General features: G+C 63.6%; 12 protein-coding genes. 3 read left to right on the plus strand and 9 right to left on the minus strand.

Going from position 1 to position 11,948, the window contains the following annotated elements:
- The 6 genes from GX444_00425 to GX444_00450 all read right to left on the minus strand — a co-directional run.
- Positions 1 to 265 (minus strand): hypothetical protein (locus GX444_00425; GenBank protein NLH47046.1); only part of this gene is annotated, 265 nt, incomplete at its 3' end.
- 392 nt (positions 266 to 657) lie between these two features.
- Entirely contained in the window at positions 658 to 1,893 is a 1,236-nt protein-coding gene (locus GX444_00430; protein ID NLH47047.1) for an FHA domain-containing protein, read from the minus strand.
- A complete protein-coding gene (gene truA / locus GX444_00435; GenBank protein ID NLH47048.1) occupies positions 1,880 to 2,764 on the minus strand; it encodes a tRNA pseudouridine(38-40) synthase TruA in 885 nt (294 codons plus the stop codon). Before truA ends, GX444_00430 begins: the two co-directional genes overlap by 14 nt.
- Positions 2,765 to 2,768: 4 nt before the next feature.
- The gene (locus GX444_00440; GenBank protein NLH47049.1) at positions 2,769 to 3,461 is read right to left on the minus strand and encodes a hypothetical protein; all 693 of its coding nucleotides are present in this window, start codon (positions 3,459 to 3,461) and stop codon (positions 2,769 to 2,771) included.
- Complete coding sequence (locus tag GX444_00445) at positions 3,458 to 4,519, minus strand: fibronectin type III domain-containing protein (GenBank protein NLH47050.1); 1,062 nt, start codon at positions 4,517 to 4,519, stop codon at positions 3,458 to 3,460. Before GX444_00445 ends, GX444_00440 begins: the two co-directional genes overlap by 4 nt.
- 116 nt (positions 4,520 to 4,635) lie before the next feature.
- The gene (locus GX444_00450) at positions 4,636 to 5,793 is read right to left on the minus strand and encodes an LL-diaminopimelate aminotransferase (protein NLH47051.1); all 1,158 of its coding nucleotides are present in this window, start codon (positions 5,791 to 5,793) and stop codon (positions 4,636 to 4,638) included.
- A gap of 212 nt (positions 5,794 to 6,005) precedes the next feature.
- On the opposite strand from GX444_00450, the gene GX444_00455 reads away from it, so the two are divergent.
- Both GX444_00455 and nadA read left to right on the plus strand, forming a co-directional pair.
- Positions 6,006 to 6,509: a hypothetical protein gene (locus tag GX444_00455; GenBank protein ID NLH47052.1), complete on the plus strand. Its 504-nt coding sequence runs from the start codon at positions 6,006 to 6,008 to the stop codon at positions 6,507 to 6,509.
- 20 nt (positions 6,510 to 6,529) lie between these two features.
- On the plus strand, positions 6,530 to 7,453 hold the full coding sequence (nadA, locus tag GX444_00460) for a quinolinate synthase NadA (protein NLH47053.1): 924 nt from the start codon (positions 6,530 to 6,532) through the stop codon (positions 7,451 to 7,453).
- A 13-nt stretch (positions 7,454 to 7,466) separates the two neighbouring features.
- On the opposite strand, the gene GX444_00465 is transcribed toward nadA, so the two are convergent.
- The 3 genes from GX444_00465 to GX444_00475 form a co-directional block, all read right to left on the minus strand.
- On the minus strand, positions 7,467 to 7,997 hold the full coding sequence (locus GX444_00465; GenBank protein ID NLH47054.1) for a hypothetical protein: 531 nt from the start codon (positions 7,995 to 7,997) through the stop codon (positions 7,467 to 7,469).
- Between the two features lie 44 nt (positions 7,998 to 8,041).
- The gene (locus GX444_00470; GenBank protein ID NLH47055.1) at positions 8,042 to 8,461 is read right to left on the minus strand and encodes a hypothetical protein; all 420 of its coding nucleotides are present in this window, start codon (positions 8,459 to 8,461) and stop codon (positions 8,042 to 8,044) included.
- Between the two features lie 67 nt (positions 8,462 to 8,528).
- The gene (locus GX444_00475; GenBank protein ID NLH47056.1) at positions 8,529 to 11,267 is read right to left on the minus strand and encodes a radical SAM protein; all 2,739 of its coding nucleotides are present in this window, start codon (positions 11,265 to 11,267) and stop codon (positions 8,529 to 8,531) included.
- 109 nt (positions 11,268 to 11,376) lie between these two features.
- Here GX444_00475 and GX444_00480 point away from each other — a divergent pair, with 109 nt between their 5' ends.
- Positions 11,377 to 11,769: a hypothetical protein gene (locus GX444_00480; protein ID NLH47057.1), complete on the plus strand. Its 393-nt coding sequence runs from the start codon at positions 11,377 to 11,379 to the stop codon at positions 11,767 to 11,769.
- Positions 11,770 to 11,948 lie beyond the last annotated feature (179 nt).

The raw sequence follows: 11,948 nt of genomic DNA on the forward strand, positions 1-11,948 counted from the left end.
ACGTGCCGTCGGCGGAGCGCACCATCGACACACCGTTGTGGCCCGGCGCGCCGCCGTCGACCAATTGGATCGGAAAATCGTCGGTCGTGTCGTCGTCGTTGTCGTCGTTATCGTCATTGTCGTTGTCGTCATTGTCGTCGTTGTCGTCATCGTCGTCCGAAACGTCGTCGCTCGCGTCGTTCCCGGACGAGCCGCCGCAGCCGGTGAGCAGAAGCATCGAAAGCAGAAAAAAGAGGATCGACCATCCCACCTGACGCGCCTTCATCGCGCTGCCCTCCCAAAGCGGCCCGCGCCGCGAGCCGCCGTCCGATCGGTTCCGCCGCTCCGCGCCCTTTTTCCACCCTTACGTTGACAGTAAATATCCATAGCACCGGCCGGCCCGGCACGCAAGTACTTTTTTGTATCTTTTTTCAAGTTCGCGATCGTCCACCGCAAGGCTTGCCAGCGTTTCGGCCGGGACTGGTAAAATGGCCGCCGCTGGGAAACCGCCTGGGAAGCGCCGTGCGGAACGTTTATCCGTGAACGGCAATCGACATGACAAGAATTCGACCACGTTTTCGCAGGGTCTCCACTACCGGGCGCGAAAAAACAACGGGCGACCTCCGGGGGTCGCCCGCGGGCGATTCTTTTTGTTCGTTCGCTATTCCAGCCGCCGTCCTAAACCAGCTTGACTGTCATTTCCACGGTGCCCACGCGCAGCAGGTCGCCGTTTTTCAGCAAGGTCTTTTTAATGCGCTGGCCGTTGACGAAGGTGCCGGCGCGGCTTCCCAGGTCCTTGACCATGAACTGCGATTTGCGATCGCTCTTGATCCAGGCGTGCTTGGAATCGACTTCCGGCCGGGACAGAAAAACATCGCAGGTTTCGCTGGAACCGATCAGGGTTTTGCCGCCGCCCATGATCAATTCGTGCACGCGCGTCTTGCCGCTCTTCTGCCGTTCGATCAGGCAGGGATTGATCGTCGTGGTGACGAAACCGGTTTTGGTGAAGAAGCTTTCCTCGGCTTCGTCCTCGTAGATTTCCTCGTATTCGGTGAGGATTTCCTCGTCGTCGTCGAGACTCTCGCCGTCGATTTCCTCTTCTTTCAGAACCCGCGCCTCGCCGGACTCGTCCGGTTCGTAGATTTCTTCCTCGGGCTCGTAGATTTCTTCCTCGGGCTCCTGCAACTCGTCGGCGTATTTTTCGAGGATCTGGGGTTCGAATTCCGGCATCGACATCTGGGCGAGCAGCCCCATTTGCTGTTCGGCCTGCCGCAGGTCGTTTTCGCAACGGGCGATTTCCGCCTGGTGCCCGGCGATCTGATCGAGCAGCGGCTTGGCGAGCTCGTCGTAGCCCTTGGGGTCGTCCTCGAATTCGCCGATTTCGCGCCGCAGGTTCAATTCCTCGATCTGCATTTGCGCGTCGTTGATCTTGCCTTGGAACGCCGCGGCCTGCTGCCGGCGCGAATCCAGGTAAGCGACGAACTCCCGCCGCTTGCCTTCCCGCTGGTCTTCCCAGGCCCGTTGCAGACCGGCGATTTCGTCGGCGTGATCGGCCAGCACCTGCCGCCGACGGGCCGCTTCGCGCTCGGCGCGTTGGGCGGCGAGCTGTTCGGGCGTCAGCTTGCGCTGCTGCCTGGCCTTGCGCCGTTTCTCCTCTTCCTGGCGTTTTTCCTCGGCCAGGCGTTCTTCCTCGCGGCGCCGCTCTTCCTCGAGCCGTTTTTGCTCGGCGAGAATGGCCTGCTCGACCTCGGCCAATCGCGTGTCGACGTCGACAAGTTTCTCGTCCAGTTCGGACTTCAGCTTGGTGAACAGTTCCGGACGAACCTTGTCCTTGCGTTCATCGAGTTTCTGGAGACGATCGACATAACCGGCTTTCTCTTGTTTCAGGATCTCCAGATCTTCATGCAAACCCATCGTGATCCTCCTGTTGGATCGGCCTCCCCCTTGCCGCGTCATCTTGAAATGCATCGGGCGGAAAGTCCACCCGGATTAAAGCCAGTCCGTGCGCCGGCGCCGTCGGCCCGGCCAACCGGCGATCGCGCGCCGCGAGAATCTCCGCCATCCGCGTCGCCGCGATCTTCTGCCTGCCCACTTCCACCAGCGTGCCGACAATGGAACGTACCTGGTGTTTTAAAAACGCATTCGCGGCCAACGTCAAGCTGAGCAGCCCTTCCTCCAGCGCTCCCGGATAGGGCCACCAGGCGTCCAGCGCCGACAGTTCCCCGGCGGTCACGGCATGCACCGTGGCCGTTTCGACGCACCGGACGGCGTGCTTCGCTTCGCAATCGGCGGCGCGAAATGTAGTAAAATCGTGCTCGCCGATCAATGCAGACATGGCCGTTTGCATCGAAGTTATATCAAGTTTGTCGGTAATATTCCAGGCGTATCTTGTTAAAAAAGGGCTGGGGCAGCGGCGGTTGTCGATCAGGTAGCGGTACGTCCGCCGAATGGCCCGGTAACGGCAGGAAAAACCGTCGGGAACCCGGCACACCTCGCGCACGCTGATGTTGCGCGGGGTCACGGCGTTCCAGGCGCGCCGCAGGGCGGGCAGATCGAATTCGTAGGGCAGGTGGAAATCGGCGGGCAGATCGAGCGCGTGCACGCCGGCGTCGGTGCGTCCGGCCGCGTTCAAGCGCACGGCGACGCCGGTCACCTGCGCGAACGCCTTTTCCAGGATTTCCTGAACGGTCACGCCGTTGGGTTGAGTCTGCCACCCCGAGTAGCCGTCGCCGTCGAACGCCACCCGCACCAGATAGGAGCGAATTTGATCCAGTGGTTGTTTCAAGGCGTTAAAACTCGAACAACAACCCCAGCGAATGGAATTGGCTGGACAAATCGACGATGTCTTTCTTGCCGAAATTGTTCAGCGACGTATAACGGTATTCGTAAATCAGGTAAGTGTTGTTGATGCCCCACTCGGATTCCAGCGCCCCGCTCGCGCGTTTTTCCAGATTGTCGAGCAGGATCATCAGGCCGCCGAAACCCATGGCGCCGTAGTTGTAGGAACGACGTTTCCAACTGCTGTCGAGTTTTTCCTCGAACCAATAGGACAACAGGCCCGAACCGCCGACGTAAGGCACCACCGGCTGGTCGAGCACGAAATTGAAGCGATACGCGAGGCCCAGGCCGCCCGGCGCGATGTGCAGCTTGTATTTCTCGGCGGTTTTCGAATCGTCCAACGGCGAGACGCCGCTGCCTTCCGAGAACCCGTAACCGAGCGAGCCGACCAGTTCCAACTGCTGGATCAATTTCAGGCCGGCGTTCATGTTGTAAAAGGCGATACCCTTGTCGCCGTAGACTTTCTGGTAATCCTCGTCCGAGTAAAACATCATGCCGACGTTCAAGCCCCAGGTGCCCCAAATCGGACTTTCTTTCCAGTGGGTGTCCTGCCGGCTCAGCGGATCGTCCTCTTCCGCCGGCGCCGGAACCGCCAGAAGAAGCAACAGCATCAGCAGACAAGCGCTCCCGATCCAGCGTTTCATCGAGCCTCCTCCCGGCGACGCCGCGCCAGCACCAAAATCGCCGCCAGCCCCAACAGCAACGGCACGGAAATCATTCCCGGCCGTTCGGTCTCCCAGCCGGCCAGACGGGCGATCGGCGTCAACACGGCCCGGGTCGCCGCCCGCGCCGTTGGATGCCCCGCCAGCCAATGCGCCAGGGGCGGACTGACCGCGTAATACAAATGGACGAACGCCCGGCCCGCCGGGGTCCGTTGCAGAATGCGATCGCGGAAGGACCGCAGTTGTTTGACCATCGGGTGGTTGTAATCGCCCCAGGCCGCGGTGGCCACGAAGCAGCCGCCCTCGTCGTTGGACAACTCGGTGAAGCCGACGGTGTCGGTGGGTGTGCCGCTGAGTTCGCTCGACAAGGGGCCCTCGGTGTCGCTGGTGTCGACGGCCGAAATACGCACGTAGTATTTGACATTGTTGGTCAGCCCGGAAAGCTGGAAGTTGTCGACGTCGTCGACATCGATCGGGCTGGCGCCTTCCGACGCATCCGCGCCGGTGTAGTCTTCCGGGTTGGTGCCCGGGCTGGTGCCGTAATAGACGAGGTAATGGTCGAGGTCGCTGATGTCGAGCGGATCCCAGGTGAGGAACAGTTTGCCGTCGCCGCGGCCGACCGAGAAGCCGAGCACTTCCGTCGGCGGCGTATCCAGGCTGATCGAGGTCGTGGCGTAAGCGGTCTCCGTGCCGGAGGTGGCGATCACGTAAATCTGGTACTCGCCGTCGCCGTCTTCCAGATCGTTGTCGGCGCTGATGGTCGTCGTGCCGTTCATGGTGCCGCTGTAGGAACCGCTGCCGTCGGAAGCGGCCACCGCGGTGCCGCTGCCGACCGTGCCGTCGCCGCCGACCTCGACGTCGTAGGTGCCAGAGCTGGTCGATTCGATGCGCCAGTAGAGTTTCAGTGTTTCACCATCGCCGATGGATCCGTCCGTCGGCTGCGTCCCGATGATATCCACTGTTATTTCGGCCTGAGCGATCCCCGCGACACACAACGTCACGACGAACGTCAACCAGCCGATCGCGGCCCATTTTTTCATCAGAATACACTCCCGTTAGGGTGAACCCCGTTAGGATGTTCCGCCGTATCCTACTTGCCGCCCCCCGGATGGTCAAGCTTGGACTGATTTACCGACACGGGAGGCCGGAAATCCGTTCAATGTCGCAGGATTCGGTCCATCGCCGCCGCCAGGCGATCCTCCGGCTGGCAAAGCGCGATGCGGGCGTAACCTTCGCCGGCCTCGCCGAAACCGATTCCCGGCGTGATCACCACTCCCGTTTCTTCCAGCAAGCGGGTGCAAAACTCCCGGCTGTCGCCGCCGGGAACCGGGAACCACACGTAGAACGTTGCGTGCAGATCGAAAACCGTGAAACCGGCCTTGCGCAATCCGGCGAGCACCAGGTCCCGCCGCCGGCGATAAACGGAAACGATCTCATCCTTGGCTGTTTGCGGCAGCGCGAACGCGGCGATGCCGGCCCGCTGGATGGCGTTGAAAACGCCGGAATCGACGTTGGTCTTGATCCGCCCGACGGCGCCGACGATTTCCGCGTTTCCGGCCACGAAGCCCAGGCGCCAGCCGGTCATGTTGAATGTTTTGGAAAGACTGTGGAATTCGGCCGCGCGGCTCATGGCGCCGGGAATCTGCAGGATGCTGGGGGCGCGGTAGCCGTCGAAACAAACGTCGGCGTAGGCGGCGTCGTGCAGGACCGTCAGGTCGTGCGTCTCGGCGAAGTCGATCGCGCGGCGGAAAAACGCCTCGTCGGCCACCGCTCCGGTCGGATTGTTGGGATAATTGAGATACAGGACCGAGGCCCGCGCGGCGGTATCCACCAGAATCGCGCTGAAATCGGGCAAAAATCCGTTTTCCGCCCGGAGCGGCATGATCACGGGACGGCCGCCGGCGAAAATCGTCCCGATGCGATAAACGGGGTAGCCGGGGCTGGGAATCAGGACGGGATCGTCGACCTCGATCATGGCCAGCGCGGCATGGGCCAGGCCTTCCTTGGAGCCGATCAACGTGCAGATTTCGGTCTCCGGATCGAGCGTCACGCCGAAGCGGTCCTTCATGTAGCGGGCCGCGGCCTCGCGGAATTCGCGCATCCCCTGGTAGGAAGGATAACGGTGCGTGCTCGGGTCGCGAACCGCCTCGATCAGCGCCTCGACCACCGGGGCCGGCGTTGGCAGATCGGGGTCGCCGATGCCCAGGTCGATCACGTCGACGCCACGGGCGGCCACTTCCTTTCGCCGGCGATCCAGTTCGGCGAACAAATAAGGCGGCAGACAAGTCAGTCGTTGGGCTTGTATCGAGCGCATCGTTCATCTCCTTGTGGCGGCGAATCGAGCGTTTAGCATAGCCGCCGCCCGGATTCAATTCAAATTTCCCGGATCGCTTTCCGTCCGGCGCGCGGCTCCGTCCGATCAGACCTTCCGGCGACCGAATTGGTTGCCGTGAAAATCATCTTGCTTCGCACCCGCCGGGTTGCTAGGGTATTCGGCGAATCTCCGGTAAATCGTGGGGGCCGATAATGAAACAATGGATCGCCGAGGGGCTGTCGTTTCTCCGGAACGATTTCTTCCCCAATCTCGGCTATTACCTGCTGCAAATTTTTCTGATCGTGCTGGTCGTCCTGATTTTTTCCGGCATCAACATCGTCGTTCGGTTCATCACCGACCCGATCTGCATCAAAGTCCTGCGCATGCGCGAGGAAAAACGGTGGCCGGGGATGGTGGGATTGTTCTTTTCGGCCATCATTACCGCGATTCTCCTGATCTTCCTGTACGGCCATTTCCCGCAACTGCGGTCGACCGTCATCGGATGGACCGGCGAAAAGCTGGAACATCTCATCACCTGGGATCGCCTGCCCGATCTGGAAACACCGGTCGATCAGGCGGTGCCGCTCAAAAATCAATCGCCGGAACCCGCGTCGAATCCGGCCGCCAAGCCGGCCGTTTCGCCCCCCGGAGCGGCCGCGCCGTCGCCGTCGCCGCCGCCGGCGGCGCCTCCCGCCGGTCCGCCGTCCGGTAAGTAGGCGGCCGCAGGATAACGATCATGAACCAGACAAAGCTCGTCGCCGACATCAAGGCGCTGCTCAAGGAACATCACGGCCTTTGGCTGGCCCACAATTACCAGCGCGCCGAAATCCAGGACGCGGCCGATCTGACGGGCGATTCGCTGGCCCTGTCGATCGCCGCCACGCGCCGGCCCGCCGAGCTGATTCTGTTTTGCGGCGTCCATTTCATGGCCGAATCCGCCGCCATCCTGTCGCCCGAAAAACAGGTCGTGCTGCCCCACTTGAACGCCGGCTGCCCGATGGCCGACATGATCGACGCCGCCCAGCTCCGCGCGAAAAAAGCCGAACTGGGCGACGGCTGGACCGTCGTCACCTACGTCAATTCCTCCGCCGCCGTCAAAGCCGAATCCGATGTCTGCTGCACCAGCGCCAACGCGGCCCGCGTGGCCGATACCGTCGCGACGGACAACCTCTACTTCGTGCCGGATCAGAACCTGGCTCAGTACGTCGCCGCGCGCACGACCAAGCACGTCGAATGGTGGCCGGGCTACTGCCACGTCCACCATCACCTGCGCGCCGAACACCTGCGCGAGGCCCGCGCGAAGTATCCCGACGCCCTGGTGGTCGTGCACCCCGAATGCCGGCCGGAAGTCACCGCTTTGGCCGACCGGACGGCGTCCACCTCCGGGATGCTCAAATGGGCCGCAACCCTGCCGGGCGGGCGCGTGCTGGTCGGCACCGAAATCGGCCTGTTGCACCCGCTGCGGCGCGCCAATCCGCGCGTCGAGTTCATTCCCCTCGCGCCGGATATCCAGATTTGCGGCGACATGAAATTGACGACGCTGGAAAATATTCTGGAAGCCCTGCATCGCCTCGACCGGCACACCATCACCGTCGAGGAAAGCGTCCGCGTCCGCGCCCGGCGCGCCCTCGACCGGATGATCGCCATCCCGGCGGAATAAACGCGGCGGCGGCTCAGACCGGCAGTTTGGCGGCGAGGCGCGCCTTTTTGATCTGCTCGTTGATGATTTTCAAGGTGTGTTCGGAAGAATCCAGCCAGCTTTCGGCGCCGGGGCTGACCATTTCCGCCAGCCGCTCGCCTTCCAGCACGCGGATCGTTTCGTTGATCACCGCCTGGCCCATGGGAATCGGATGGACCTTGCGGTAGTCGAAGACCTCGTAATGGTAGTTGGTGTCGTTGGCCCGGCGGGAAAAAAAGAACAGGCGTTGATTGGTCGCCAGCAGGACTTTTTCGATTTCGCCGCGCTGCCCGCAAGCCGCCAGGGTGGCCTCGTTCGGCTCCAGCCGCAGATTGGCCAGATTCAGCACTTCCTGGTAGAGGTTGTCGTTGTCCACCGCGTAGCGGCCGCTTTCGGTCATCACCGCTCCGCCGACCATTTCGCCGGGCGTCAGGCGTTGAATGCCGCTCGGCCCGAAAAGCCGCAGCAAAACCAGAAAAATCAGAAAGAGGACTATTAAAAAGGAGAGAATCATCAGCACGTACATGAGACCAACCCGTTCGCGTCAACGCGATGATAAAAGCGAATCGTTCACGCCCGTCCCGGAATGGTTTGAATCAAGTGACGGGCCATTTCGTTGTCCGATGTCTGCAAAACGACCTTGGTGCGGTCGGATCCGGCTCCCGCGCCGGAAGCGTACGAATAGATGATGTCGATATTGGCGTCGGAAAGCGTCCGGAGCAAGGCGACCAGACTGCCGGGCCGGTTGGTGAGATCCACCGCGATCACCGTCCGCTGCTCCACCATGAAACCGGCTCCGGACAGGGCGTTCAACGCCGTCTCTTCCTGTCCGTCGACGACGATCAAAAAGAACGCTTCCTTCGACGCTTCCCAGCCGTTATACGCGATGACATTGATGCCCAGTTCCGCCAACAATGAAAAAATCCGTGCACCGGCGCCCGTGTCGTTGTAAGTACGAACATACAATTCGTTGCACATGTTGACTTTCATGGCTTTCCTCTGACTAGTCGATAAAAACAGAATAGCCGAGCCATCGGCAAATGCAAACCGAAAACGGTTAATCGCTCTCCGGCGAATCCAGGCGCCGCAACACGCCGCGCAGCCGCTCGATGCCCTCGTAATTCGGACACCGACGGCATAGATCCGTCCAGAGCGGCCGCCCGTCCGCCAGCGGCTGCCCCGGATAGCGGCCCAATTCCCGCGCGGCCAGGCGCAGGCGGTCGTATTCGTCGCTTTGCCACCAGTCGGCGAAAGAGCGGTCGCGCAGATTGCCGACCGGCCGCGGCGCGCAACAGAAGCTCACCGTGCCGTCGGCCCAGGCGCGGCCGAAGACGAAGCCGGCCAGGCAGCCTTCGCGGAGGTAGCGGTCCCCGGTCCAATCGGCGGCGGCCGCGCCGGTTTGCAGGTCGATGTTCTCGACGACGGTGACGCCCGCCGCCGCCGCGAGGCGTTTCGCCTCGGCCAGCGCGTCGGGCAGCCGCGCCAGCCGCTCGGGCGGAATCGCCAGTTCGGCGTTGTAGGATTCGATGGCCGCCAGTTGATACCGCAGATGATCGACGCCCAGGCGCGCGGCGAGTCGGGCGAAGTCGGCGACCTCGCCGTCGTTGCGAGCGGTCAGCACGTCGACGAGCACAACGCGCGGCTTGTCCCGCCCCGCCGCCCGCCGGCGTTCGACGAGCCGCGCCACCGCGCCAGTGATGCGGTCGAACATCCCCGCCGGCGGCCGCTGGTGAAGGCGGGCGAAGGTGGCTTCGTTCGCCGCCGAGAGCGAGACGTAAAGCAGGTCGAGTTCGCTGTCGAGGCAGGCCCGGATCGCCTCGTCGTCGAGCCGGTAACCGCCGGTGAACAGCGTGACGGCCAACCCGCGCTCTTTCAGGGCGCGGATCATCTCGCCGAAGCGCGGATGCGCCAGCGGATCGCCCTTGCCCGACAGCACCACGTCTTCCCGCGCCTCGAGCCGCGCCAGGTCGTCGGCCAGCGAGAGAAACATCGGCCAGGGCATCTCGGCGTCGCGGTCGGCGTCGGTCAACCGGTACGGATCGTCGCGCGCCGCTGCCAGCGGGCTGTGAAACCAGCAATAAACGCAGTCGGCCGCGCAACGGTTGGTGACGTCCAGATGAAAAGTGCGCGGGCCGATGAACGCCCTGCCCGTCAACGCGCCCAGGGCGCGGAGCAGTTCGGCCTCGTTGTCCGGCGACGCGGCCGCCGCGACGCGCTCGATGACGCGCCGCCACCGCTCGTCCCGCCAATCGAGCCGCACGTTCGCCCGCGCCGCCCGGGCGGCAATTTGCGCCAACCGTTGCGGCCAGCGCTCCGCCAGCGTGGCCAGCGGCCGCGCCTCCAGCCGCGCGGCGTCCGGATCGAGGTCGCGCCCCGTCGTTTCGCGCAGCAGACCAAACAGGCGATCCAACCGCGCCACGTTGGCGATCGTCACCGGCACGCGGATCGCGGCCTCCGGCGGCAGGCGGCGCAGCCGGTCGAGCGTTTCTTCCCAGGGCATGGCCTCCGGGCCGAGCGCATGCACGATCGCGTTGTCGCCGTGTAGCGTCAGCGCCATGTCGCCGCCGGCTTCCATCGTCGTTTGGGCGAAATAAATCACCTCCAACCGCTCCAGCGAGGCGTTTTCGCGCGCCGCCGCGGCCAACGCGTCCAACAACCGGTTATCCGCGGGCGACAGGCCGTCGAGCCATTGCTTGACGCCCTGGTTATGGCCGAGGTTGTCGCAGATGCGGAAACAACCGGGCAGCGCGAAATCGATGTCGTGACCGATTTGCCGCAGCCAGGGATCGTCCGCCTCGATCCGCCGGGTATGCGCGCGAAATTGCCGCTGGGCCTCGCCGCGCCAGACCGCCGCGAAGTCGTCGCGCCGCAAATCGCCGGCCGGCACGCGGTGCGCTTTCAGGCAAGAGTGAACCTGGCCGACCGTCGTCACGCGGCTGAAAAACCAGCCGGCCGCGCAGGGCAGTGCAGCCACGACACCGTTGTCGAAGGCGCCCTTGTGGGCATCGACGTTTTGCAGGCGGCGCAGGAACAGGTCGCGTTGCACCCGGGGCGGCCCGGCGGGCAGATTTTGCGCCAGTTCCACCGCGCGGGCGATTTGCCCGCGGTCGAGCGTGAATCTCTCGGTGCGGCGCGGGATCGGATCGAAGACCGCGAATTCCACCTCGTCGGCTCCCACCTCGCGGCCGTGCGCGACCATCGCCGGTAGTTCCTCGAAGTTGAGCGCGTTGATCACCTCGTACAGCTTCACGTGCGGCGTCGCCGTGCCCAGTTCCCGTTTGCGATCCGCCAGCCGGCGCAGCAGGCGCGTCAGATGCCGGAACGCCGCCTCGGTCTTGTTCGGATGCAGGCGCGCGTAAGTCGCGGCCGTGCCCGCCCAGACCGACACGAACAGCCGGTCGAGCCCGGCGGCGAGCAGCCGTTCGACGAGCGCCTCGTCGGCCAGCGTAAAATTGGTGTTGAGGGTGACCGTCAGGTCGTGCCGCCGCGCCTCGCGAATGACCTCCACCACGTCCGGGTGGCAAAGCGGATCGCCGCCGCCGCCGAGAAACAGCTCGCGCACCCGCAACGCGCGCAGTTGCGGCAGCAGGCGCCGGACGAAGGCGAGATCGAGCGCGCCCTTTTCGAGCGTGTCGTAATGATCCTCGTCCTTCAACAGCGGGCTGCGCGCCCAGCAGCCGAGGCAGTTGTTGGTGCAATCGTCGGTGAGATCGAGCTGCACGGTTTCCGGGCCGATCAGCGCCCGGTCGCCCAGCCGCATCCCCGCCAGACGCAGCGCGGTATCCAGGTCGAGCAAACAAAACCCCCTTTACCCGCCCAGAATACGGCTTCGGCGGCGCGGAAAAAAGGGCGCGTTGTGTTTCGGCCCGGGCCGGTGATACCTTCGACGACGGAGATCACGACCGATGAAAAGCGCGCTCGTCCTCATCGCGGTTCTGGGTTTGCTCTGGCTCGGTGCGGCCCTGTGGGCCGGCGAGGAACCCGTCCGCGTGCTCACCGAGTTCGACGCCGGATCCACGCTGCTGTTGCCGCCGCACCGGGCCTTTCAAATCCAACTCGAACGAAAGGCGGGCGAGGCGAAGGAATGGATCTGGCCGCGGATCGACGAGACGATCGTGCGCGTCGCCGCGCCGAAAACCGAAACGCGCGCGCCCGGCCGTCCGGAGACGATCGTCGAAACGCATTCTTTCACGACCGTCGGTCCCGGCACTTTTCTGCTTTACGCCGAACTGGTCGACCCGCGCGACCACACCCGCGTTTACGCCCGCTATCCCGTAACGCTGCAAGTGACCGAATAACGAGGAACGTCGAAGTTCGAAGAGGGAAGTTGCGTGATATCATACTGACCCCCTTTGAAGGCGAGACACCTGATAGAGTGATGTTGGGTCGTGTTGCGGTTGCGACGGACGGAGGCCGGAGGCCGACGGGAGCCGCAACCGCGACGGCCGCACCACCCGGGGGTATCGATGTCCAAGGA

Source organism: Myxococcales bacterium, assembly GCA_012517325.1.
GTDB lineage: Bacteria > Lernaellota > Lernaellaia > Lernaellales > Lernaellaceae > JAAYVF01.

What these genes read in the sequence shown, in the direction of transcription:
- GX444_00440 (NLH47049.1), bottom strand. Translation starts at nt 3,461, where the DNA reads ATGAAACGCTGGATCGGGAGCGCTTGTCTGCTGATGCTGTTGCTTCTT.
- nadA (NLH47053.1), top strand. Translation starts at nt 6,530, where the DNA reads ATGAACCAGACAAAGCTCGTCGCCGACATCAAGGCGCTGCTCAAGGAA.
- GX444_00430 (NLH47047.1), bottom strand. Translation starts at nt 1,893, where the DNA reads ATGGGTTTGCATGAAGATCTGGAGATCCTGAAACAAGAGAAAGCCGGT.
- GX444_00480 (NLH47057.1), top strand. Translation starts at nt 11,377, where the DNA reads ATGAAAAGCGCGCTCGTCCTCATCGCGGTTCTGGGTTTGCTCTGGCTC.
- GX444_00455 (NLH47052.1), top strand. Translation starts at nt 6,006, where the DNA reads ATGAAACAATGGATCGCCGAGGGGCTGTCGTTTCTCCGGAACGATTTC.
- GX444_00445 (NLH47050.1), bottom strand. Translation starts at nt 4,519, where the DNA reads ATGAAAAAATGGGCCGCGATCGGCTGGTTGACGTTCGTCGTGACGTTG.
- GX444_00470 (NLH47055.1), bottom strand. Translation starts at nt 8,461, where the DNA reads ATGAAAGTCAACATGTGCAACGAATTGTATGTTCGTACTTACAACGAC.
- GX444_00450 (NLH47051.1), bottom strand. Translation starts at nt 5,793, where the DNA reads ATGCGCTCGATACAAGCCCAACGACTGACTTGTCTGCCGCCTTATTTG.
- GX444_00465 (NLH47054.1), bottom strand. Translation starts at nt 7,997, where the DNA reads ATGTACGTGCTGATGATTCTCTCCTTTTTAATAGTCCTCTTTCTGATT.